Genomic DNA, 23,050 nt, shown 5'->3' on the forward strand with positions numbered 1-23,050 from the left:
CCGGCGCTATTCCTCGGTTCTGATCAGCACCGTTTCCCCGATCAGGGCAAACAGCACGAACGGCGCCCAGGCCGCCACGAAGGGCGGATAGCCGCCAAAATTGCCCATGGCCAGGGCGGCATTGTCGAACACGAAGTAGGCAAAGCCCAGCGCCATGCCGATTGCGGCTCGAATCAGCACTTGCCCCGAACGCGCAAGGCCAAAAGCCGCAACCGCCCCCAGCAGCGGCATCAAGGTTGACGACAAAGGCCCTGAAATCTTGTGCCACCACGCCGCATCGAGCGCGCTGGTTCGCCGTCCGGCATTGCGCATGGCCCTGATCGACCGGGCCAGCGTGAAGATGTCTTCCGAATCGGCGCTGACCTTGGCCAGCGTGACTTTGGAAGGCGTCAGCCCTTTGGCGACAATCGCCGATGCCAGTTGCGTGGTCTGCGTGCCTGCCACTTCGAAACGGACCGGCTTTTCCAGCTTCCAGCCCGGATTGGCATATGTCGCGCGCGGACTGCGCAATTGCTCGACGATCATGTCGTTCGCGTCGCGCCGGTAGAAGGTAACGCCGGTCATGACCATGGCATTGCCGGTGCCGGTCATCGTCTTCGCCAGCAGCAGATCGCCGCCATCGGACAAGTAGAGATTGCTGCGCACGCCCGAAGCTTTCGGGATCGGCCCATAGTCGACCGCCTGCCAGGCATCGAGCGCCGCGCTGGAGCGCGTGACCACCCTTTCGTTGAACGCGAAAGTCAGGCCCGAAATCGCCAGCGCCGTCAGCATCAGCGGCGCCAGCACCTGATGCGCGGAAAGCCCCGACGCCTTCATCGAGACGACTTCACTGTTCTGGTTCAAAGTCACCAGCGTGATGATCGTGGCCAGCAGCACCGAATAGGGCAGAAACCGCGCGACCAGCTGCGGCATGCGCAGCGTGACGTAGTGGAGTAGCTGCATCTGGCCATTGCCATGATAGGCCAGGATATCGCCGCTCTCGCCCAGCAGATCGAGCACCTGCAGCACCAGCACCAGCATCAGCAGGACCGCGAAAATGCGGGTGACGAACAGACGCGCGAGATAGAACGTCAGCGTGCGCGAGGGGAAGAATTCAAGCTGCATGTCAGGATGGGTCCGCCGGTGTGGGCAGCAAGGGGCCGCGGCGGTTGCGCCGCAGCAGGGACTTGAACATCTTGGCGACGTTCTCCGCCAGCTTCTCCAGCCAGCCGATCGCCTGCCCGCCCGGCACATAGGCCACGCGCCAGTACATCCATAGAATCAGTGCGGCGAACACCACGAACGGCCCCCACAGCCCCAGAACCGGGTTGATCTTGCCCAGCGAAGCCACGTCGTTCGCGTACTGGTTCACCTTGTGATAGGCCACGATCATCACGATCGAGACGAACAGGCCCAGCGCCGATGTCGACCGCTTGGGCGGAATGGCCAGCGCCACCGCCATCAGCGGCAACAGCAGCATCATCACCACTTCCACCATGCGGTAACTGAAGTTGGCCTGGCTGGACGCGCGCCCGTCCCCGGACTGTGTGTCGCTCCAGCCGAGCTTCATCAATTCGGGCAACAGGTATTCACGCGCCGCGCCGCCGCGCTGGCGGAACTTCTCGATCTGCGGCAATTCGATCGGCAGATCGTGCCGGGTGAATGTCAACACGCGCGATTCCTGCCCCGGTTCGTCCTGAATGATCTGCCCCTGCTCCAGCCGCAGGATGATCGTATCGGGCGAGCCCTTGAGCGCCAGAAAGCGCCCCTCGCGCGCCGAAATGGACAGAACCTGCCCCTTGTCATTGGCGACGCGGGCGAAGATGCCCATCAGCCGCCTGCCCTCGTCCTGGCTCTCGTCGATCTTGAGTGCGATCCGATCCTTGAGCGAGGTAAACTCGCCAACCTTGATCGACGCGCCCAAGGCGCCCGATTTCAGCTCGTAATTGAGCTGTTCGTAGGCGTAGCGCGCCAGCGGCTGAAGATAGCCGACATTGGCGAAATTGAGCGCCACCATGAACAGCGTGATCATGTACGGCACGCGCAGCATGCGGGTATAGCTGAGCCCCACCGCACGCATAACGTCGAGTTCGCTGCTGGTGGCCAGTTTGCGGAACGCCAGCAGGATGCCCAGCATCAGCCCGAGCGGAATCGCCAGGCTGGCATATTCGGGCAGCATGTTGCCCAGCATCTTGAACACCACGCCGATCGGGCCGCCCTCGGTCGCGACGAAATCGAACAGCCGCAGCATCTTGTCGAGCACGAGCAGCGAGGCTGCGAGCAGGAAGATCGCTAGCATCGGCATCAGCACGAGACGGAAGATGTACCGGTCTATGGGGCTAATGAATTTCACGTGGCTCCGCGATACTCAGGGGCAATCGCGAAATGCCTTAACCGCATCCCGGCGCAGGGGAAAGAGGGGCAAGCGGCGGCTAGCCGATGAGCCGTTGCGTAGAAACCACAGTCAGGCCGCCAAACCGGCACTCCACCGCGAACAGGCATGAAAAAGAATCTATCCGGCCCATGCCGGAACGGGTCCGGCTCAGCCCTGCCCTGAAAATTCAGGCCGTTACGCCTTTTCCAGCGTGCACTGCAGCGGATGCTGGTTCTGCCGGGCGAAATCCATCACCTGGTTCACCTTGGTCTCGGCGATTTCATAGGGAAAGATGCCGCAGACGCCCACGCCCTTCTGGTGGACATGAAGCATGACGCGCGTCGCCTGTTCCAGGTCCATCTGGAAGAAACGCTTGAGGACCAGCACCACGAATTCCATCGGGGTGTAGTCGTCATTGAGCATCAGCACTTTGAACTGGCTCGGTTTCTTGGGTTTGGCACGGGTCTTGGTGGCAATGCCGACCTGTTCGTCGCCATCCGGGCTCCCGTCCGAATCGTGATCGTCCCCGGCATAGACAGGCCAGGGACACGAGCGTTCGGAATCGGCGATAGAGGAAATCATGACGGGCAGAATATCGTACCGGGGCACCTTTCTTCAAGATGCCCCGGCCGAGAATGTCGCTTTTCAGCCCCTCAGGCCGGATGAAACGAATCTCCGGCCGAGTGGCAGCCGCGCGATTACAGCGCGGCCGAGCGGGCCTTTTCCATGGCCATGCTGACGCGGCCGGAGAGCGGCGCCATGACGTCGCTGGCGAGCTTGAGCATCGTTTCGCTGTTCTTGGAACCGTAAGCGACAGCGCTGTCGAAGTTCTTGCGCATCATTTCGCTCTGGATCTTGAAGAAGTCGGTCGGCGACTTGGCGGCGGCGAGCTCCTTGATGTCACCGGTCATGGTTTCGAACGCGCTGCGGCCTTCCGAAACGAGTTCCGAACCGATGCTCTGCATGCCTTCGGCGAGAATCTTGCCCGATTCCACCACAGCTTCAACATTGCCCTTGGTGAAGTCGCTCACTTCGCCCAGAGCCTTGGTGCTCTTGTCGAAAGCTTCCTTCGCCTTGGTCTGGGCTTCGGTCATTGCATCCTGAAAACCGGAAAAATTGGGGCTCATGTCCATCGTCGTATCCTTGAGCATGAAGTTGGTGAAAAATCCTGCGAACGCGGGTTCTTGAGCGGTCTTTGCCGCTTTGGGAGTGGCTGCCTTTGGAGTTACCGCGGCCGGAGCCGGCTTTTCCCCTTCCTTGGCAACCTTGGCAGCCGGCTTGGCCGCAGCCTTCACCGGAACAACTTTTGCAGCCGGTTTGGCCACTGCAGCAGGCGTTTTCGGCGCCGCTGCGGGCTTCGCCGCCGGTTTAGGCTTGGCGGCAGGCTTGGCACGCGCCGGTTTCGCCGCCTTGGGAGCAGCTGCCGGCTTCGGGCTTGCAGCCTTTGCCTTACGGGCCGGCGCCTTGCGCGCCGGGGCTTTCTCCGCCGCAGGCTTCACAGGCACCGCATCGGCGGCAGTCTGATAGGCCTTGTCGGCAGCATCAATGTCTTTTGGGTCTTCGTTTGCGGCCATTTAACTTGTCCAGCGATCGAATACTTTTAAACATCGGCCCGGATTTGGCTCCGGCCATCGCCCGAAATGCCGGAACTCAAATTAAAACCGAGTCGGCATTATCGTTGCTGCAATGCAAAATAGGTTTTTGCGTTCGCGAAGTCAACATGAATTTGTTGCGGCGCACAATTTATGCTGCACTGCACAATGTGTGCTGAATGCGAAAGGCATATGCCAGCAAGCCTCTGGCAAATCATGAAAACCTTTACATGGAGCCGGAGTGGCGCCGGGCTGGGTAAGCAAAAATTCACCGTCCTTCGAAACAGAAGGGAGGCCGGCAGCCCTGTCAGCGCGTCGAGACGTAACGGCCCGGCGCGTCCTCTATGACCTTGTCGCCACGCCCGCCCGGCCGCCGCTTGCCGCGTGCCGGAACCTGCGTGGAATCGATCCCGCCAAGCCATTCGCGCCAGTGCGGCCACCAGCTTCCGGTATGCGCCTGCGCATCTGCGGCGAAGTCTTCCAGCGTTTCGGGAGACCCTTCGTTGGTCCAGTATCCGTATTTGCCGGACGACGGCGGATTGACCACACCGGCAATGTGCCCCGAGCCCGCCAGCAGGAAGGTCCAGGGCCCGGACAGGTAGTGCGTCAGCTTCCACACACTCGCGGGCGGCGCGATATGATCCTCGCGCCCGGCCTGGATGTAGACCGGCGTATCGATCCGGTGCAAGTCGATCGGCACCCCGCAGGCCTGCAGCGAATCCGCCACGACAAGACGGTTGTCGCGATAGAGATCGCGCAAATAGTCCCGGTGCCAGCGCGCTGGAAGATTGGTGACATCGCCATTCCAGTGCAGCAGGTCGAAAGCGGGGTAGTCCTCGCCCTTGAGATAGTTCTTTTCGACGTAACTCCAGATCAGATCGTTACCGCGCAGGATATTGAACGTCGCCGCCAGATAGCGTCCGTCCAGATAGCCTTCGGGCGAAAGCTTGCCGATGGTTTCGATCTGCTGATCGTCGATGAAATTCTTGAGATCGCCCGCATCCTCGAAATCCACCTGCGCGGTGAAAAACGTGGCGCTGGCCACTTTGTCCGCCTCGTTCCGGCGCGCCATGACCGCGAGCGTAGCGGCCAGCGTCGTGCCTGCCACGCAATAGCCGATCGTATGCACCGACGGCACGCCCAGCCGCGCCCGCACATGATCGATCGCCTCGATCTGGGCTTTGATGTAGTCGTCCCAGACCATATCCGCCATCGAGGCATCGGCGGATTTCCAGGACACCATGAAGACCGTGACACCCTGCTCCACTGCCCAGCGCACGAAGCTTTTCCGGGCATTGAGGTCCAGGATATAGAACCGGTTGATCCACGGCGGGAAGATCACCAGCGGCGTCTTCAGCACTTTGTCCGTCGTCGGCGTGTACTGGATCAGCTGGAAAAGCGGCGTCTCGTAGACGACCTTGCCCGGGGTGACGGCAATGTTCTCGCCCAGCACGAAGGCATCGGCCGGTGTATGCGTCAACTGCCCCTTGCGCAGATCCTGCAGCATGTTTTCGAACCCGCGCACCAGGCTTTCGCCGCGCGTTTCGGCGGCGCGGCTGAGCGCCACCGGATTGGTCAGCGGGAAATTGGCCGGACTGAGCGCGTCGATCATGGCCCGCGCGGCAAAGGCGAGCTGCGTCTTGCGTGCGGGCTCCAGCCCGTCGGTAGCTTCGACCAGCCCCATCACCTTCTCGCCAAGCAGCAGATAAAGTTGATGCAGCAAGGCGAAAAACGGCTGCTGCCGCCATTCGGGAGCGGCGAAGCGTCCATCGGAACGCGGCAGTTCCGGATCCTGCGCAGGCCCTTCTGTGCCTCTGGGCCCAATGCCATACTGCCCGAACACCGCATTCACGAGCCCGGCCACTTCGTTCCAGATTTCCTGCTGCACTTGCGGATTGGTCAGCGGCAATTGCTGGAGCACCGCCTCGGCCGTGGCAATCCACTTCACAGGATCGGCATAGTGCGGGGGATTGTCCTTGACCTTGCCAAGCTGCTCTACCTGATAATCGGTCCACAGCGACTGCATGCGGGCCGCGATCTGCGCCCATTGCACGGCGTTTTCCGCCTCGGGCGCGCCGTCGGCGGGCATGAGCGCTCCGAACAGGGTGGCAACGGTCTCGGTCTGGGTACGCAGGACGTCGTTCATCAGGTCGCTGGCGTCACTCGCCATGGGCAATCGAGCTCCTCGGTGTGCACTCAGGTGTACAGGGCCTGTTCCGCGCAGGTTTGGCTTTCCGCACGCCCCATGTCGAGTCCCAACCGGGGCCTTGCGCCATCAAGTTATGTTACAATCTTTGCAACGATGGGGCATTTGCGCAACGGGCGTAATCCCCTACAGGGACGGGGCGGCGCTGTTGCCGCCAGATTTATGGATTCAAAGAGGTCATGGAAGACGAGTTCTACCGCATCAAGCGCCTGCCGCCCTATGTCATCGCCGAAGTCAACGCGATGCGCCACGCGGCACGCCAGGCGGGCAAGGACATCATCGACCTCGGCATGGGCAATCCCGATCTGCCGCCGCCCCAGCATGTGATCGACAAGCTGTGCGAAGTGGCGCGCAAGCCCGATGCCCATGGCTATTCCCAATCCAAGGGCATCCCCGGCCTGCGCCGCGCCCAGGCCAACTATTACGCCACCCGCTTCGGCGTCGAACTCGATCCCGAAAGCGAAGTGGTAGTGACGATGGGCTCCAAGGAAGGGCTCGCCAGCCTCGCCACCGCGATCACCGCGCCGGGCGACGTGGTGCTGGCGCCCAACCCCAGCTACCCGATCCACACCTTCGGCTTCATCATCGCGGGCGCGACGATCCGCTCGGTGCCGACGACGCCGGACGAACACTATTGGGAATCGCTCGACCGGGCGATGGCCTTCACAGTCCCGCGCCCCTCGATCCTGGTGGTAAACTACCCCTCGAACCCGACGGCCGAAACGGTCGATCTCGCCTTCTACGAGCGCCTTGTCGCCTGGGCGAAGGAGAACAAGGTCTGGATCCTGTCCGACCTCGCCTATTCCGAGCTTTACTACGACGGCAACCCGACCCGCTCGATCCTCGAAGTGCCCGGCGCCAAGGACGTGGCGGTCGAATTCACCTCGATGAGCAAGACCTATTCGATGGCCGGCTGGCGCATGGGCTTTGCCGTGGGCAACCAGCGGCTGATCGCGGCGATGACGCGCGTAAAGTCCTACCTCGACTATGGCGCCTTCACCCCGATCCAGGCCGCTGCCTGCGCCGCGCTCAACGGCCCGCAGGACATCGTCGAGCGCAACCGCCAGCTCTACCAGAAGCGGCGCGACGTGATGGTCGAAGCCTTCGGCCGCGCCGGATGGGAAATCCCCAGCCCCAAGGCCTCGATGTTCGCTTGGGCTCCCCTGCCCCCCGCGCTCAAGGAGATGGGCAGTCTGGAATTTTCCAAGCAGCTTCTCACCCACGCCGAAGTCGCCGTGGCACCGGGCGTGGGCTATGGCGAGGACGGCGAAGGCTTCGTGCGCATCGCCATGGTCGAGAACGAGCAGCGCCTGCGCCAGGCCGCGCGCAACGTGAAGCGCTACCTGTCATCCATGGGGGTAAATACCCCGGTTTCCTGAGGGAAAACCCCACATTATAGGGAAAAACCACAGGTCATTCCTGTAAGATTTTGCGAGTTGTTCCGAATCCCCTTCCCCCTGATCTTCTCCCCGACGCTTCGCCAGCCGGCAGCCACACGCCAGCAACCGCAACGGGGGATTAATGGGCGCTTCAAATCAGCGTGGGGGGGATTCATTCCAGTTCTGTTGGCTGGGAGCAGGTCCGCTTCCCTCCACCATCGACCTGCGGCGTGACGGCTGGGTCCTCGATGAGGACAGCAGCCCTTCGCCCGACTGTGTCGGCATCATCGACGCGGGCAACCTCGACAGCGTTGCCTGGATGCGCGTCCTGTCCGCCTATCCGAAGGAAGCACGGCGCTGCATCCTGGTGACAGGTGTGAAGCGCGCCAGTGAACGCGCCATGCTGTTGCAGCACGGATTCGCGGATGTCGTTTCGGACACGGTCGTGCTGGAAGAACTGGGCGCCCGGGCCAGCCGGATCTTCGATTTCTCCCACTGGCTGCCGCGCCAGCGCCATTTCGGTTCGCTCCGCCTCGATCTGCTTGCCCGCGAAGCGCATGCGGGGACCAAACCGCTCAATCTCAATCCCCGCGAATTCGCCCTGCTCTGGCGGCTGGCCGACAGTCCTAACTGCCCGGTCAGCAAGCAGACGCTGATCCACGACGTGTGGCACATGGGTTTCGTGCCGGAAACCAACAGCATCGCCGTCCACATGTCGCGCTTGCGGCGCAAGCTGGCGATCGGTGGCCTGCAGGGTGTTATCGAAACGGCGCAAGAAGGCGGTTATTGCCTGCGCATTGCCAGCGACAAGCACAGCGCCAAACAGGAACAGGCCGCAACGCGGTTTTCCCCTCAGGGCACCGGCAAAACCCCGAGCTGGATGTCACTGCCGGTCTGATATCACGATCTGTCTGACAGTGCCGCCAAGTCGCCGGGTGTATTGATATTCGGGACCGGAGCCGCGATCTGCACTTGCCGCGCGCCGACCAGTTCCGCGAAGTGCAGCATCGAGTGCCGCTCGTCGCTATGGAGTAATCTCTCAAGCTCGGGCGCGGCCGTCGCAGGCCAGAAACCGATCACCGGCTGCGCCGCAAGGCAGGCAGGCGCGGGCGCCAATGCCTCCAGCAAATTTTCCGGCAGGAAAGCCGCATCCACACCGCACGTCAGCACCGCTTCATACCCCTCGTCGCGCGCATGATGCAGCGCCGCGGCCAGCCCGGCGAGAGGCCCCATCCCGGCCCGAGGCCAGTCAGGCAGAGTCGGCGCAGGCGCCATCTCCCGCCCGGTCACGACCACATGCTCACACAAGCCCGCCAGGGCATCGACCGCCAGCGCGATCAGCGTATGCCCGTTCAGTTCGGCCAGCGCCTTGTCGCTGCCAAAGCGGCTGGACAATCCCCCGGCAAGAACAGCTCCGAGAATCATAGGCACACTCCAGATGACGTTGCCGACGATCGGCTGCCTTCACCATAACCGCCGAACGGCATGACAAGAAAGAGCCGGAAATACTGGCTTCAATTCCCCGCCGCCAAGGTTTTGCCGCCTCGAACGCGAATCTGAGTTGCACCCTGCCCGATCCGTTGCTAGGCGCGCATTCCTCCACACGGATGGCCCGATGGCGGAGTGGTGACGCAGCGGACTGCAAATCCGTATACGCCGGTTCGATTCCGGCTCGGGCCTCCATTACAGCCTCCAGAGGCGTCCATCGACGTCCGCCAAACGGCTGTTTTCCGCCATTTTTCCTGCTATAATCTCCGCCACGGTCCAGACGGATCTGGCTCCATCCGGGACCAATGATGGTACGGATGATGGACCTCCGTCCGACCACGGTTTGGAGGTCCATCAATGGCAGCAGACAGGACGAGCAGAAAGGGACTCAGCGCCAGCGCGATCAGGAACGCGAAACCGAAGGAGAAGGCATACAAACTTGCGGACCGAGATGGACTCTATCTTCTGATCAAGCCCAGCGGCATTCGCTACTGGCGGATGAACTACCGCTTTGGCACTCAGCAACGAACCCTCTCCTTCGGCCGCTGGCCTGAGATCACCCTAGTAGAAGCGCGAGACAAGCTACTCGAAGCGCGCAGGCAGCTGGCGAAAGGCCTAGATCCCTACAATCAAGCCAAGCTGGAAAAGATCGCCAAATCGTTAGCTGCGGCCAACACCTTCCAAGCCATCGGCGACGAATGGCTCGACAAGATCGAAAAGGAAGGCGCAGCTCAAATGACCGTCAAAAAGGCACGGTGGCTTCTGCGAAAGGTTTACCCGGACATTGGAAGGCGTCCGATATCGGAAATTTCAGCACATGAACTCCTGCTTTCGCTGAAGAAGGTCGAAGCGACAAAGCGCTACGATACAGCCAACAGAATTCGAACCGCTTGTAGTCAGGTATATCGTTACGCCATTTCGACAGCGCGAGCTGAACGCAATGTCGCGTCTGACCTGCTTGGCGCGCTCGTCACGCCCAAGACAACCCACCGAGCGGCCGTTACCACCTCTGGAGAGGCCGGTGCCCTATTGCGTGCAATTGACGGCTATGATGGCCACTCGCTAACTCGCACGGCACTTCAAATCTTGGCCCACGTTTTCGTCCGGCCCGGTGAACTTCGTTGGGCAGAATGGGACGAGTTCGATCTGGAAAGGCGAACCTGGACGATTCCTGCCCATAAAATGAAGATGGGACGTCCACATGCAGTGCCGTTGAGCGAGCAAGTCATCCGGCTCCTTAAGGAAATCGAACACGACGCAAGTTACAGTTCCTTCCTGTTCCCATCGCTTCGAGCGCTGGATCGGCCCATGTCGGACAATACCCTCAACGCAGCTCTTAGGCGCCTGGGATACAGCAAAGATCAAATGACCGCTCATGGCTTTCGCGCCCTCGCAGCCACCTTACTCAATGAAATGGGGAACTGGAATCCAGATGCTATCGAGCGTCAACTTGCCCACGCAGACGGCAATTCAATCCGCCGCGCATATGCAAGAGGGCAATATTGGGACGAACGAGTGCGCATGATGCAGCATTGGTCTAACCACCTCGAACTCCTGCGCGATGGTGCAACGATTCTTCGTCCGCAATTCGGCCACAGTGGGTCTTGAAAGCGGTAGCGGGAAGCCAAATCGGCTACTTTTCTAATTCTATATCAGAAGGTTAGAAAACGCCGCCCAAAAAAAGACCCCCCAACCAATCCCGGGAATCTTTTGGCTGTAGTTGGATTGCCATGGATCGGCATGGCTGCGATTCGCAGGTAGCTGCTTATCGATGGGAAGATAACCGGAAAATCGTCGAGACGAAACAGCTCCTCCCGCCGATGCTGTCAACGTTCACGGCGCAAAGCCAGATCGTCAAAAACGGCCCTTCATTCGGCTCCGCTTCGGTCAGCATGAATGACGCATTTTGGGACAATCCTGCCGTTCGCCTGCGCCTTTCCGAACGGCAGCTCTCGTCAGAAGCCGTCGGTCAGCGCCCGTCTTACCGACATCGCAGAACGACATAGACTGGGCCGGGAGCTGAACGGCAGCTTTTGAGCAGATATTCGACAAAAGCTGACAATCAGCCATCGGTCGTTGATGCAAAAAAGTGCTTCGCCTACTTAATTTCTTGATCGCTGCAATGGCATGAGCGAGCTGTTGCTTTCTCATGTATTTGCTCCATGTTTTAATCTCTTGACCAGATTTGGGGGCGGTATGAATCGGGCTGCAAGTATAGATGTAATGCTAGTCGTGGCTCTCGCCGAGGAGGCGGAAGCCTTTTACGATGTAGATCTCATCAAGCTGGAAGCCCCAAAAAAGCTCGAGACCTTCAGCTATTCGGAATTCACATTCTACGACGCCAATGGCGTCAAGCGAACCGGGATCGCAGTGATGGTTGGGGCTGTCGGTGACCGAGCTCGCGAAGCAGCCGTTCTATTCGCCAAGAATTTTTCGCCAAAGTTTGTCTTTAGCATCGGGATTTCGGGGCGTGCTGGCAACGACGCAAAGGTAGGAGATGTGGTCGTCCCGAGCATGATTAATGTTTTTGATCACCGGGCGGCAATCGAAGACGAAGGCGTGGACGACTACAGGTTGGTTCCTGGCGGGAACTGGCTACATAGTGATCGCGCATTATTGAGCTTGATGCGGGGTAAGAGTTTCGCCGACCAAGCAGCGTTCCCAAGTCTTGAGAAAATGAGTCGCTCTGTAAACGCGGAGTTGTCTCCTGATGAGCGGTCTTCTGTCTCGGATTGGATCGAAGAGGGCATCCTGGCGCGAAAACCCCAAGTGAAGGAGGGGCCTTTCGCTGTCGGAACCGTTGTCAACAAATCACGCAATTTCCATGAGCATGTGCTCGCTGGTACTAATCGAAACTACATCGCGATCGATATGGAAAGCGGTCTCGTGTCCGACGCTCTACTCGCTCTTGAAGATCGCCCTCGCTTCTTCGCACTCCGAGCAATCAGCGATCCAGGAGACAAGCGCAAAAAGTCGTTTGACGCAATCCAGTCCGGGCTGATCAGAAAATGGGCGATGCACAACGTGCTTTTAGCATTGGTGGCCCTTATCGAGCGAAGTCCTTTGTTCGATGACACTCGGGCGGTCCCGCCGTTAAGACCAGCCCAAATCAATCGGCATTACCAGACAGATTATCCTGGCCAGCAGATTGGGATCCAACCGAATGAAGACCAATTAAATGCTCGTTTCGCAAATCTTAGGCGGGGCACGAGAAGCGACACTTGGGAAGCAGCTACATATTCAGATTTCATTGAGAGAGCCACCAGCTCAAAGAAGGGTACTCGCTTCCTGGTACTAGGGCATGGAGGATGCGGCAAAAGCGCCTTTCTCATGAGCGCGCGCCGAAGCCTTCAAGAAAGGTGCAAGAACGCGACTTGCATTTTTTTGAGCATGAAAGCGCTCAAAACGATCGTCGAGAAGAGGCAGGTACAGAACAGCCTGAAAAGCGCCATCGACGAAGACTTCGGGTTAGATTGGAGTGACAGCGAAAAAATCTTTGTATTGCTCGACGAGCTCTATGGAGATGATTCTGAGCGCTCTATTCTACGCGCTCTCGAGAGTATTTTTGCGGGTCAAGATGTCACATGGATCTTCGCGTTTGGGGTAGACCACTTTGATCTTATTCGCATTACCGACCCGGACAAAAAGTCACCGTATGTCTACGATTACTCTTTCGCCGCCGAGTGGGAGCTGAAAAGCACTCAGCTCCACGATAAGGACGAAGCCCGACACATCGTCCACGGCATCGCTGGATCATCGCCCGGAATTGCTGACATAGACACGAAGACCGCCCAAGTCCTAACTACGGTCGAAAATCTCGGTTTCAGATACATCAATCATTTCGTCATTTCGCTTGTGATGCACAACGAGACGAAGAAGGCCTTCAGAGAGCTGCGCACGAGCACGGAATTCATTCTTGCTGCAATTCGAAACTTGGTCATGGATGCTGACCCCGACGCTTTGGGTGCCAGTGGCGACAATGCCCCTGAGCTAACATTCGAAGATGTCTGCGTCGAAGCATTGCGCGCCCATATCAGGGAGCTTCATGCTACATCGCTGACCACAGAACGCGCTTGTATCAGGCGGTTTTATGAGGAGAATTTCCGGCACTACCCTCGTCTGGTCCAGTCAGCGCTTGTTGCGAAAGCAATCACGCACTTGCTTCAGCTATCTGGCCGAGGATCTGATCCGTTCAGCCAATACGAAATTGATTCCGATACATTTTTCGGCCTGATCTTTGCCGACAATGTCAATGCTAGCGTAAAGGACATCCTACTCGACCAAGACGTTGAGGAGGGCGTGATGAAAGCAGCAAAGACGCTTTTCAATGCTTACGAAGACAATGCGCTCCCTTTTGCGCTCTACCTAGCGGGACGCGCTCAAAGCAATAAAGGGAAGGCAATCGCGAGTGAGATACTTTCTGAGGCAGTAGGAATTGGAACGCTTGAGCGCTTCCCAAGCCAAGAGCGAGGCTTCAGCGATATCTCGTCGATAGATCAATCGGAGAAGTATGGCCGACTTGGCCGTCGTACACTCTTCATCAGTTTGGCCATGAGCGGCGACGCCAAAGCAACAGATGACTACATAGAAAATGTTCTTCATGATCGAGTAGAGGATTTACTCAATCAGTATTTCCACATGGAATACTACGGAGATCATCCCAGTACAGGATTTAGTGTCGAGCTAGCGCTCGAAGAGAGGCAAGTAGGATGGTCCCGGACACGACGGGCTTTGCTGCGGAAAATCAGCGCGATGCTCTCGCGAAAGCAGGCGCTTCAGTATGATCGAATTGCCGTCCTGACATATTTCACAATCGTGCGTACGCGTCATGAACGCGGAGAGTTGCCTGACCCCATCAAAACGGAGTGCTTGTCTCTCTTGCGCGAAATCAAAGAGAGTCCAATCTCACTTGGCGCTGTACTGACCTCATTTCTTAGAATGATGGAGCATGTCCTTCAAAGCGAGCGTTTTGCTACAATCGATGCGATCCTAGATCTCTACTCGCTAAAGGACATGCCTCGCGCGGGTTGGGCTGAGCGTGGGTTCGGAGATCCCGAAGACATGATGGAGTCAGTAGGGGCCCATCTTTACGGGACTGTTTTGCTTGCACTCATCGTTGGTGAAGCAACGCAGCCTCCACTATCCGATGGTGAGCGACTTCATCTGGTCGAATTGGTAGCAACTCATGATATTGGAGAGGTTTACATCGGCGACTACACGCCGAAGGATGGAGCAAAGAAGGAGAAGGAAGCCGAAGCGGTTTCTCGGATCTCGAGCTTATCAGTCTACGGAGGACTGTCAGTCCTGAAAAAATTTGAAGGGTGGTTTGAGGAATTCGAGAGTGGGGCGTCTCGAGTCGCCGTGATCGCCAAAGACATCGACAAACTTGATGCGATGTTGCAGGCTTGGAAGTACCGGGACCGCTTCTCGAATGACGACGACCGGCAAGAGTTTTTAAACTATCACGTAGAGCGTATGAAAACGCCTGAATTGAGGTCATTGGCTGAAGCCATTATGATCCGCGCAGAAGAGGTGCGAATGTTGGCGTGAGGGGGATAAGTTGATTCCCGACGATTGGCCAACTCGATAGGCCAGTAGAATCGATGTGCCTGGAGACGTTGGGGATATGACCGCTTTTGGAACTACAGATTTCCGACGTTAATGTCCGACATGGGCGCCTTCCTAACGGTCTGCATCCGAGCGATTGATCGGCAGCTTCGGTCAATGTGAGACGCTCGCGGTAACTGATCTGAACGACTGGCTTTGGGGCGGTCTCGGGCATCCTGCAATGCGCAGCCAATAGTGACAGTCTCTACAGCGCTCTCGGCCATAACGATATGGCCAAGGGCGCTGTAGGCAATCATCTGCTTATGGTTACGCGCCACCGACAGATATTGGCCCTCTTGGACCAGTCGCCACATTGCGCGATCACAGCATGACGAGGTGGGGCTTGCTTGGGGCGCCGGCGAAGTAGGTCCGGGCGTGGATCGTGTAGACCTTGCCCGCCTCGAGACCCGCAGTGATCGCAGCGTTGACTGGCTTGCCCGAATCGTCCGCAATCCTGAGCATACGGTTCACGCCATCTTCGGCGAGTTCGGATAAGGCAAGCTTGATGTCCGCTTCACCGACCGCTTGAATGCGGTAGTCGCGAGTTTCCGTCGGCGTGAAGCTGAAATCTGCCTGATCGCCCGTTGCATCCGAGATCGGCACCAGAGTTCCCTCCGGCATGGCCGGTGCCGCGGGGAGTGGCGGATAGAACCGCTGCACGAAGGCGATATCGTTCGCCGAAAGCTCCGTATTCGGCGAGGTGCCCGACTTGTTCCACGGCGCCGGCGCTTGGATCATCTTGGCCTCGAACGGATAGTGCATGATCGATTTGGGATCCCAACTCGAGCCTTGCACTTCCGATTGCGAGAGGTGGCGAAGGATGTTCCAATGGATGGTGTCTTCGCTCCAGTTGTTCGGCGGCCCCTTGAAGGCGGCAAGCACGTTCGCCTCGTTCCAGACGATGCCAGAGAGCGGGCTCTGGTGCTCGTGCGGCATGCCGATCGCGTGGCCGATCTCGTGCAGCGCGGTGGCATGCCCCCAAGGCGTGGTGAGGTCCCAGCCGAAGTTCATGTTGCGCCCGCCATGCTGGTACTTGTTGACATCGGTGCCGACGTAGGACCAGCTTCCGTCACCCTGCACGAAACCGATCTTGAGGATGGCGTTCACCTCGTTGGCGACTTCGGTGAAGGTCAGCCCGATGCCCTGCGCTTTCCATTTCGCGAACGCGGCCTGGACCACTTGCTTCTGGGCTTTCGGCCAGCGATTGGCACCAATGTCCTTGAAGAAGTAGGTGATGTCAGTGCCGTTGATCCACTTGTTGCCCACCAGCACGATCGCGCTGGTCTGCATGTCGCCAAGGCCGGCAGGCAACGGCTTGGGTTCCGTCTTCGGCAAGGCGCAATGCATCAAATCGTTGAGCGGTTCCGTCATTGTTCAGCTCCCTAGTTGGTGGAGGTCATGTAGGTGCGGTACTTCTCCTGCGCGTCGTGCAGGTCATTGAGATGCTTGAGTTCAGTCAATTCCGCATCGTGGACGCCCATTACGGTGTTGCCGAAAGAGTCAGCCGCGGAAGCCATCGCCGTCGCGCCGGATTCGGAGCCGTATGAAAGCTCGTTCGGGGTTCCGAAGCCGTCGAAAACGCCCTTTACCGAGCGCGAGCCGAAGATTCCGCCCGCGCCAAGAGGCAGTGCGAAGCGTGGGGAAAGCTGGGGCACGACGAAATTGAGCGATCCGCTGGCCGAGCGCGCTCGTGGCGACGGGTCGAAGTCGTCGCCCGCGTCGAGCCGGGGGCCGACCACAAGGGTCGCGGGGACGGGGCGGAGATAGATGAGTTCGCGTCCTTGCCGGGACTTTTCCTTGTCTGTTGGTGGGTTGTACACGCCGGGAGCGGATGCCAGCGCTGATGCGGCATCCGACGAAGCGGCCCACTTGACGAGGAATCCCTTGTCGGCGCCGATGATCGAGGCCGGACGGCTACCTGCTTCAGTGAACCAGGCATCGTAGCTGGCAATCCGCAGGTTCACTGATCCGCTAGGCTTGCAGTGTTCTTTGCTGGCGCAGGGAGTCAGCGATCCGAACTGCTTTTCCAATCCATCCGACGATGCGCTGAGCGTGAGCAGTGCATGCACCGCCTCGAGTGCCTTGCGCCGTCGGGCGAGCTGATCGATCGTTGCCGCACCGGCCCTGCCTGCGGTGATGTCGTCTTCGAGTTTCGTGATATCCTCAATCAGGTTGCGCTGCTGTTCCAGACGCTTGAGCGTCGTGTCATTGCACAGTGACGTCTTGATGGGGACTGGGTTCGGGTACTTCTTGTTTTCGTTAACAAATGATGCGCTCAAGGTCGGCATGGGGGCCGGGATCGGCGGCAGTCCCGCGACCATCGGTGCCAGAGTGCCCGCCAGTTTGACCACCGAAGTGATGAATTCGCCGGTTCGGTTCGCACTCTTGGCATTGAGCTCCTTGAGCATTCCTTCGGGCGAGAGCTTCATGTCGAGGGTCCGGTCGACGAAAAGGCCCGCGCTCGCATCGAGTTCGACGGGATCAGCGTAGTCAGGATTGGCGCTTGCCTTGAGCACCCATGTCGTCACGACCTCGATCCCTTGCGGATCGCTCGAACAGGTGACGATCCGCTGCTGCACAGTTGCGCTGGCAGTGACTTTCGGCAGATAATAGAAAGTGCTGATCGGCTTTGCCGCTGCACACGAAGTCCAAGGTGACGTCAGACCAATGATGCCTGCGGTCAGCGCCATGTGTTTCAAGGAATTACGCATCACAACCTCCATTTGATTTCAGTTCCATCAAAAAGGACTTGATTCGACATCGCCAATCTGGCCCAACTAGATCTGGGTTGAGCGTGATGATCGTCACGCCTGGGCGGTATTCGGTGACCGGAACAAATATTTTCAGTGCCCATGCACGAACCAAACAGTATTCTCCGGCACGATGGCAGCGGACACTGAAAGAGCCGGAGTAACTTGAATGACCGCCGCAGAAGAACTCGCGGTGCTTGCCGCGATATTCGCTTGTTCGGAGGAGATTGCCTCCACCGTTCGGCCGCTGGCGCGGTGGTCACGGCATGGGCGGGGCTCGGCGCTTGCCAACCAAGGCTATTGCGCCGACCGGTGCTGCGTGTTGGTGAGCGGCACCGCGGAGGTCAAAGTGCTCGGCAGTGAGGGCCAGTACGTCCGGATCGTGCTGCTGGAACCGGGCGACGTGTTCGGTGCCTATTCGACTGAAGCGACACACAGTGCGGATGTACTGTGCTGTGACGCGGTGGAACTGGCGACATTCGATGCCACGCTGCTCCGTAACATAGCTCGCGGCGCGCCGGAGATCGGCAGTGGCCTCGCTGATCGTTTTGCACGCCAATACGGCGCGATTCTGCGGCAATTCTCTTCGCGGATCACGCTTTCGGCGAATGGGCGGGTCTATGAGCGCTTGCTGGATCGTGCGAACGGCGCGCGACGGATAGCACCTGCGCCGGTCATCGCTGCGCTGGCAGTGGAAGCGCAGACGACGCGCGAGACCGCTTCCCGCGCCATCTCGATCCTAGAAAGGCGCGGCATCATCGAACGGACGGCCGGAGAATGGATCATCGCTGCCCCCCGGCTGATCGAAGACCTTGTCGTGTGACCGCGGCGCCCGATGAATTCGCTGAGTTCATCTCATTGAGACGCGGCGTGGGCCAGTTCAGAACACAGCATAACAGGCAAATCGCGCGTCTTCGGTCCGCAGATCGCCCATGGCCTCGATCCGTGTCCTAGGCATGAGCGCCAGAAGCGCGAACGCGGCATCACGCGTCGCGAGGATTTGACCGGGTTGCGCCGTCCGCGCCAGTGCCGCGGCCCTGGCCATTGAGGCAGCCTCATCACCCAGGCTGACCGCGATGCCCGCCCGTCCACCCGTCGCACGGCAATGTTCGAGCGTGGCAGGCGCGGCTGCAGCGGTGAGCCGTTCCCTTTGCCCGGACATGGCACGCACGAGACAATAGAGGCGATCCGGGCCGATCGGCAGCGCCATCCCGCCTGCGTCCGTCATCCGCGCGACCGCCACACGGCTGACATCGCCATCCCCCGTGCCATCCTCGCAGCCCGACCCGACGTGCAGTTTGCCGGCATGTGAGCGCAGCCGGCGGGCATTGTCAGTCGCGAACCCGGCAGCGACGTCTTCTGCCAGCGCGACATCCGCCAGAGTGAGCCCGGACACCGGCAAGAGCTCTGTCACCGAGGATGCGAGCTCCAGCAGGCGCTGAAACCGCGAATCCCATGTACGATCCACCGCAGTCACCGAACAGGTGCGGAACGTGTCGATGCCACAAGGCAGCACGACATGGAGTTCCGCTTCGCGCTGGATCAACGCCTCCGCGATCCATATGTCCGCTCCCGCGGCGAGCGCGCCAAACCCGAAGCCCACGTTCTCGCGCATCAGCCAATTGGCGACCGCATCCTGCGCGTCCCGATCCTCTTGCGGTACCGCCATGATACCCGAGTAGCTTATCGAACGGGGCGGGCGGATGCGGTCGAGCCACTCCGTTGCAATGCCGAGCTCACCGCAGATCAGCAGGAACTGGCCAAGCGTCGCGGCATGGTCTTCCCACGCGCGGGGCGCGCGGGCGACGGCGGCGCACAATGCCTCGCGAGCTTGCGCTACCCGGCCAAGCAGAAGCAGTGCCTCGGCCCGGGTCGCGCCAAGCCAGTACGGGGTCTCCGGCTCGTCTGGATTGGACTCGAGCAAGTCCAGCACGTCCTGAGCGCGAGCCTGCGCTTGGCTTGCCCGGCCGGAAAAGAGCGCGAGGGCCGCGGCATTGATCAGCGGATAGCTCGCCCGGCGGATTTGGGCAGCGCGATCGTACAGCTCGGCGGATACGTCGAATAGCCGGATCCGTTCTTCCCCATGTGCGCGAACCGCCCGGTCCTTGACTAGTCGCGCCCTAAGCGTCAGCGCGCCGGGATCGCCATCTTCTGCGGCAAGGCCGCTGCTCTCCAGCACGGCCCACGCAAGCTCGAGCGCGCCAGCCCTTGCCAGCTGGAGAATATGGGCCTTGTCATTCATTCTCGGAGACATCACGCGCAACCTCCGTCCGGACCGGCCGCTGTTGTGTGGCAGGCCGGCCCGGCGATTTCATCCGGCGATATCTCAAAGGTGGCGCAATCGCGAACACTAACCCCAGGGCCAACGTCGATCTCGACGGGGTCAAGCAAGCGAGACGTAAAAGTTGTAGCTCGCATTAGGATGGACGCCCCCATGCGTAAACGTCAGGTGCGGGAGGGTTTCGGGATCCACAGGTAGCATCCAGGGGGAAAAGCCCAGGCCGGTGTCTGTGATGTTCAAAGTGAACGGGATCGCCATAACCGGAACATGACCGTCGTCATCTTTCAGTATGGCCTTAATCTCTCTAGCCAAAGCCGAATTGCGAAGGACTTCGAGATCGATGGTCAATTTCAGCCACTTGCCACTCGGATCCTGATTCCGGTCGACGACGACGAATTTTCTGCCTCCTTTGAAATTGGACGGCAATTCGATGAACTTGTCGTCCACGAAGCTCAATTTCGATTTTGTAGTATCATCAGGTGGCAGCTGGATGACGATGGTTATCGTTCCTGTCTCAATTCCTAGATCAATATCAAGATTGTCGGACAATGGATCGCTGGTAGGTCGGAGAACCCTCTGAGATTGATCTGGTTTGGGAAATCCGTACGTACACACCTCGTCGATCCAGCCTTTGATAATCGTCTCCGGATCCCGCCCACCGACGGCTACTTCCCGTTCGAACATGTATCTGGCTGGCCCGTCTTTAGCCGCGACGATGTAGTGGCGGATCACCTTTGCGATCTCTGTCGTTATTTCCGTCGTTTCCATGTTACCCTCCTTTGATCATCCTGCGGATTCGATCGCGATATCCGCTCCACGTCGCATTGGCCGGATCACGCCGCACAAGGTCGTCGGCGAGCTGGCCCGCGCGAACGAGGAACGCCTGTTCCTCCTTCAGGTGCCCGACCTCGCCGAGCCAAGCCGCATGGCGGACGAAGACTTCCATTTGCTGTTCGCGCCAGAGCATGTTCCTCGGATCGCGAGCGACGAGCGCGCTGCTTGCGGCTAGCGATTGCATTCGGGTGGCATAGGACGCGTCGGCCTGGCCATTCGCAGATTGCGCATCCGCTAACCAAATCAGGTGGAACACTAGATCGTAGGCGGCGCCTCCATTTTCCGGGAGCTCCGTCGCCAAGTCGCGGGTCAACGTGACCGCCCGTTCGCAGTCCGCCAGCGTGTCCGCGCCCGGCAGCCCCCGTCGGACCTCGACCGCGCAGATGTTGCCGTTGACCAGACCGGCCAGCTTGATCCAGGCGGCCTGGCTGCGACCCCACGCGCCGATGCCATCGAGCATGGTCCGCGTCCGGCGGAAACCTGCCTCCGCCTCGGGACGATGGCCGCGGGAAAGCGCCAGCAGCGCCAGCCGATTCTCGCTGCGGGCATGAGCGAGCGTGCGCAGCGGGTCCTTCGGATGCTGGCGGAGCAGTGCCGCGGTAGTATCGTAGAGTTCGCGATAGCGCGTTTCGGCGAGGCCCCAATTGCCTGCGTTTTCCGCGTCCTCGCCCATCGCGCCGAAGATCCGGGCGCGCCGTTCCAGGCTGTCATCGGAAAAATCCTCGGCGGCGCCCTGATCGGTATAGTATGTCATTGCCCTCCGATTGACGTTTTCCATCACGTCGAGCCGCCCAACTGCCTTGAGCTGGCGGCGCAAGTCGGTGAGCATGAACTCTACTAGGCTCTCGGCCTGAGCCCGCTGGGCCAGCGCTTCGTTGCGCGACTGGATTGCGACAATGCTCATGGCCGCCGCTGCTACCATGCCAATCAGTGATGCGAGCGTGATGGCGATCACGCGGCGCAGGCGGCGTTGTGCATCGCGCTGGATCAGGGCGTCGAGCGGGACTTCGGCGATCCCGGCAACGATTTTGAGCAAGGCCAGCTTGCGCCCATCGCCTTCCTTGCGTAGATCCGCGGCCAACGGCTCGCGATCCAGAAGCAGTTGCTCAGGCATCACGGCGAGCGGCTCGCCTTCAAGGATCGCAGCCAGCACCGGCCGGTCGGGGTGAAGCTCGCAGAAGGTCTGAACTTCGCGCGAGACCCAAGGCGAGGCACGTGCCGCGGGCGAGCACAAGACGATCAGGGTCGATGACGTCTGGAGAGCAGCCCGCACCGATGTCGACAAATCGGATGCTGCGGGCAGATCCTCGCGGTCGCGAAAGATCGGGCCAATCCGCCCCGCCCCGTTCCCCCTATCCTGCCGGAGATGCCGTGGGAGGCGGAACCCTTCGAGTCGCCGGTGCAACCGCGTGGCTTCCCGGACGTTGACGTGGCTATAGCTCAGGAACGCCCCGAAGCGCTGCCCGGCACCTCCGTCTTCACGCAAGCTTGCTCCCAACGTTGTCGCCTCCCGGTCGCGAATGGCCTCACATCTTACCACATTCGCACCGACTGGATACCGACCCGGATCGGGTCGACCAAAACACTTTGGGAGAAGTTTGGTCCGCGCTACCTGGGAATACGAATATCCGGCAACTTTTCGCGAAAACATCCACGCCGGACAAGCTAGAATTCGTGAAACCTAACTTGCCCAACCTAGCCGATCCGAGGATCACTGAAATTGTTCTTGGAAGGTACCGATAGAAGAACTGAACGGTCCGCTCCTGGGGAAAACAAATTGGCGTCTGAACGACCGACTAGGGTCGCTTCTGCCGAAAGCTAACGCCGTACCGTGGGACATTTCTGCCACTCGCATGCGCCTTGATGAACGGCAGCTCTCGACAGAAGCCGTCGTTCACCGCCATCCGACGGTCATCGCAGAATGACATAAACCGGGCCGTTTGTGGACTGACAGATTTTTGAAGTGGCATGGCTGATGCGGACGTTCAGCCTATCCCTGCCTCGCCATTTCGCGAGCAAACGGACAAGCTCCGACGCCGCGATTATTCTAAGATTCGAATGGGAGTTTTCCTGTAATGTGATCGTTATGCTGAAGGAGCCTGCCTTGAAAAGGGGACGCTACATCGAAGATCAGAATGGCCTTTCGAAGGTGGCGCTTTACCGCTAGAAGAAGCTGCAAGGAAGGCTTCTAATGGGGAGTCACCCCGGACGACTTCTTTATCTGAAGTTCCAAATAAGGGAAGATCAACACCAAATAGAGGTGTTTATCGTTGACGCGCGTAGACACATTTCGCCATGTTGAGGGCATGAGGACACACGTGCTTATCGGTCGAGATGCGGAAGTCAGGCAATTGGAGGCGGCAGTGCGATTGGTTGCTGCACGAATACCAGCCAACGCCGAACCCGCCTTCCACGTGTCCGGGCCGGAAAACATCGGCAAAACCATGCTCATCAACCGTGTGCGTGCAAACTTGGCCGACTGCAAAAACGCGGTTTGTATTGGGCCCGATGCGGAGGGCTTTGTTGCACAAATGAAGCGGTGGTTAGCCGTGTGGCTTTG

17 protein-coding genes and 1 tRNA gene are annotated in these 23,050 nt (G+C 59.5%); 7 read left to right on the plus strand and 11 right to left on the minus strand.

Translation table 11 applies throughout. The features are described from left to right. Nucleotides 1-6: 6 nt before the first annotated feature. From lptG to MTR66_RS14515, 5 genes are all read right to left on the minus strand, one after another. Nucleotides 7-1,104 carry an LPS export ABC transporter permease LptG gene (lptG, locus tag MTR66_RS14495; RefSeq protein WP_243922270.1) on the minus strand — a complete coding sequence of 366 codons (1,098 nt, stop codon included), beginning with the start codon at nucleotides 1,102-1,104 and terminating at the stop codon, nucleotides 7-9. A gap of 1 nt (nucleotide 1,105) precedes the next feature. After that, nucleotides 1,106-2,332: an LPS export ABC transporter permease LptF gene (lptF, locus tag MTR66_RS14500; protein WP_243922272.1), complete on the minus strand. Its 1,227-nt coding sequence runs from the start codon at nucleotides 2,330-2,332 to the stop codon at nucleotides 1,106-1,108. A 216-nt stretch (nucleotides 2,333-2,548) separates the two neighbouring features. Next, complete coding sequence (clpS, locus tag MTR66_RS14505) at nucleotides 2,549-2,935, minus strand: ATP-dependent Clp protease adapter ClpS (protein WP_243922274.1); 387 nt, start codon at nucleotides 2,933-2,935, stop codon at nucleotides 2,549-2,551. Nucleotides 2,936-3,051: 116 nt separating this feature from the next. Continuing rightward, entirely contained in the window at nucleotides 3,052-3,927 is an 876-nt protein-coding gene (locus tag MTR66_RS14510; RefSeq protein ID WP_243922276.1) for a phasin family protein, read from the minus strand. 325 nt (nucleotides 3,928-4,252) lie between these two features. Then, nucleotides 4,253-6,115 carry a PHA/PHB synthase family protein gene (locus MTR66_RS14515; protein ID WP_243922278.1) on the minus strand — a complete coding sequence of 621 codons (1,863 nt, stop codon included), beginning with the start codon at nucleotides 6,113-6,115 and terminating at the stop codon, nucleotides 4,253-4,255. A gap of 215 nt (nucleotides 6,116-6,330) precedes the next feature. Here MTR66_RS14515 and MTR66_RS14520 point away from each other — a divergent pair, with 215 nt between their 5' ends. Together MTR66_RS14520 and MTR66_RS14525 are read left to right on the plus strand one after the other, a co-directional pair. After that, nucleotides 6,331-7,530 (plus strand): LL-diaminopimelate aminotransferase, encoded by a 1,200-nt coding sequence (locus MTR66_RS14520; RefSeq protein WP_243922280.1) that lies wholly within the window; start codon nucleotides 6,331-6,333, stop codon nucleotides 7,528-7,530. 142 nt (nucleotides 7,531-7,672) lie between these two features. Beyond that, on the plus strand, nucleotides 7,673-8,428 hold the full coding sequence (locus tag MTR66_RS14525; RefSeq protein ID WP_243922282.1) for a winged helix-turn-helix transcriptional regulator: 756 nt from the start codon (nucleotides 7,673-7,675) through the stop codon (nucleotides 8,426-8,428). A gap of 2 nt (nucleotides 8,429-8,430) precedes the next feature. Here the strand turns inward: MTR66_RS14525 and MTR66_RS14530 are convergent, their stop codons facing one another. After that, nucleotides 8,431-8,955 carry a molybdenum cofactor guanylyltransferase gene (locus MTR66_RS14530; RefSeq protein WP_243922284.1) on the minus strand — a complete coding sequence of 175 codons (525 nt, stop codon included), beginning with the start codon at nucleotides 8,953-8,955 and terminating at the stop codon, nucleotides 8,431-8,433. A 184-nt stretch (nucleotides 8,956-9,139) separates the two neighbouring features. Between MTR66_RS14530 and MTR66_RS14535 the strand changes: the two genes are divergently transcribed. From MTR66_RS14535 to MTR66_RS14545, 3 genes are all read left to right on the plus strand, one after another. After that, a tRNA-Cys gene (locus tag MTR66_RS14535) sits at nucleotides 9,140-9,213 on the plus strand. Nucleotides 9,214-9,375: 162 nt separating this feature from the next. Beyond that, nucleotides 9,376-10,626 carry a tyrosine-type recombinase/integrase gene (locus tag MTR66_RS14540; protein WP_243922286.1) on the plus strand — a complete coding sequence of 417 codons (1,251 nt, stop codon included), beginning with the start codon at nucleotides 9,376-9,378 and terminating at the stop codon, nucleotides 10,624-10,626. Nucleotides 10,627-11,145: 519 nt separating this feature from the next. Continuing rightward, complete coding sequence (locus MTR66_RS14545) at nucleotides 11,146-14,568, plus strand: HD domain-containing protein (protein WP_243922288.1); 3,423 nt, start codon at nucleotides 11,146-11,148, stop codon at nucleotides 14,566-14,568. Between the two features lie 378 nt (nucleotides 14,569-14,946). Here MTR66_RS14545 and MTR66_RS14550 read toward each other — a convergent pair whose 3' ends face one another. Then, nucleotides 14,947-15,996: a M12 family metallopeptidase gene (locus MTR66_RS14550; RefSeq protein ID WP_243922290.1), complete on the minus strand. Its 1,050-nt coding sequence runs from the start codon at nucleotides 15,994-15,996 to the stop codon at nucleotides 14,947-14,949. 11 nt (nucleotides 15,997-16,007) lie between these two features. Further along, complete coding sequence (locus MTR66_RS14555) at nucleotides 16,008-17,336, minus strand: hypothetical protein (RefSeq protein ID WP_243922292.1); 1,329 nt, start codon at nucleotides 17,334-17,336, stop codon at nucleotides 16,008-16,010. 208 nt (nucleotides 17,337-17,544) lie between these two features. Between MTR66_RS14555 and MTR66_RS14560 the strand changes: the two genes are divergently transcribed. Continuing rightward, nucleotides 17,545-18,198, plus strand: a complete 654-nt coding sequence (locus MTR66_RS14560) for a Crp/Fnr family transcriptional regulator (protein WP_243922294.1) — start codon at nucleotides 17,545-17,547, stop codon at nucleotides 18,196-18,198. A 57-nt stretch (nucleotides 18,199-18,255) separates the two neighbouring features. Here the strand turns inward: MTR66_RS14560 and MTR66_RS14565 are convergent, their stop codons facing one another. From MTR66_RS14565 to MTR66_RS14575, 3 genes are all read right to left on the minus strand, one after another. After that, nucleotides 18,256-19,617, minus strand: coding sequence for a tetratricopeptide repeat-containing protein (locus MTR66_RS14565; RefSeq protein ID WP_243922295.1), 1,362 nt, complete (start codon nucleotides 19,615-19,617; stop codon nucleotides 18,256-18,258). A 141-nt stretch (nucleotides 19,618-19,758) separates the two neighbouring features. Continuing rightward, the gene (locus MTR66_RS14570; protein ID WP_243922297.1) at nucleotides 19,759-20,424 is read right to left on the minus strand and encodes a hypothetical protein; all 666 of its coding nucleotides are present in this window, start codon (nucleotides 20,422-20,424) and stop codon (nucleotides 19,759-19,761) included. A 1-nt stretch (nucleotide 20,425) separates the two neighbouring features. Continuing rightward, nucleotides 20,426-21,976, minus strand: coding sequence for a toll/interleukin-1 receptor domain-containing protein (locus MTR66_RS14575; protein WP_243922299.1), 1,551 nt, complete (start codon nucleotides 21,974-21,976; stop codon nucleotides 20,426-20,428). 820 nt (nucleotides 21,977-22,796) lie between these two features. Between MTR66_RS14575 and MTR66_RS14580 the strand changes: the two genes are divergently transcribed. Continuing rightward, on the plus strand, nucleotides 22,797-23,050 hold a 254-nt coding region (locus tag MTR66_RS14580), incomplete at its 3' end, for an ATP-binding protein (RefSeq protein ID WP_243922301.1).

It is taken from the genome of Novosphingobium beihaiense, assembly GCF_022832375.1.
GTDB lineage: Bacteria > Pseudomonadota > Alphaproteobacteria > Sphingomonadales > Sphingomonadaceae > Novosphingobium > Novosphingobium beihaiensis.

Coding starts and splice junctions, on each gene's coding strand:
- lptG (WP_243922270.1), bottom strand. CDS start 1,104: ATGCAGCTTGAATTCTTCCCCTCGCGCACGCTGACGTTCTATCTCGCG.
- clpS (WP_243922274.1), bottom strand. CDS start 2,935: ATGATTTCCTCTATCGCCGATTCCGAACGCTCGTGTCCCTGGCCTGTC.
- MTR66_RS14510 (WP_243922276.1), bottom strand. CDS start 3,927: ATGGCCGCAAACGAAGACCCAAAAGACATTGATGCTGCCGACAAGGCC.
- MTR66_RS14515 (WP_243922278.1), bottom strand. CDS start 6,115: ATGGCGAGTGACGCCAGCGACCTGATGAACGACGTCCTGCGTACCCAG.
- MTR66_RS14520 (WP_243922280.1), top strand. CDS start 6,331: ATGGAAGACGAGTTCTACCGCATCAAGCGCCTGCCGCCCTATGTCATC.
- MTR66_RS14525 (WP_243922282.1), top strand. CDS start 7,673: ATGGGCGCTTCAAATCAGCGTGGGGGGGATTCATTCCAGTTCTGTTGG.
- MTR66_RS14530 (WP_243922284.1), bottom strand. CDS start 8,955: ATGATTCTCGGAGCTGTTCTTGCCGGGGGATTGTCCAGCCGCTTTGGC.
- MTR66_RS14540 (WP_243922286.1), top strand. CDS start 9,376: ATGGCAGCAGACAGGACGAGCAGAAAGGGACTCAGCGCCAGCGCGATC.
- MTR66_RS14545 (WP_243922288.1), top strand. CDS start 11,146: ATGAGCGAGCTGTTGCTTTCTCATGTATTTGCTCCATGTTTTAATCTC.
- MTR66_RS14550 (WP_243922290.1), bottom strand. CDS start 15,996: ATGACGGAACCGCTCAACGATTTGATGCATTGCGCCTTGCCGAAGACG.
- MTR66_RS14555 (WP_243922292.1), bottom strand. CDS start 17,336: ATGCGTAATTCCTTGAAACACATGGCGCTGACCGCAGGCATCATTGGT.
- MTR66_RS14560 (WP_243922294.1), top strand. CDS start 17,545: ATGACCGCCGCAGAAGAACTCGCGGTGCTTGCCGCGATATTCGCTTGT.
- MTR66_RS14565 (WP_243922295.1), bottom strand. CDS start 19,617: ATGAATGACAAGGCCCATATTCTCCAGCTGGCAAGGGCTGGCGCGCTC.
- MTR66_RS14570 (WP_243922297.1), bottom strand. CDS start 20,424: ATGGAAACGACGGAAATAACGACAGAGATCGCAAAGGTGATCCGCCAC.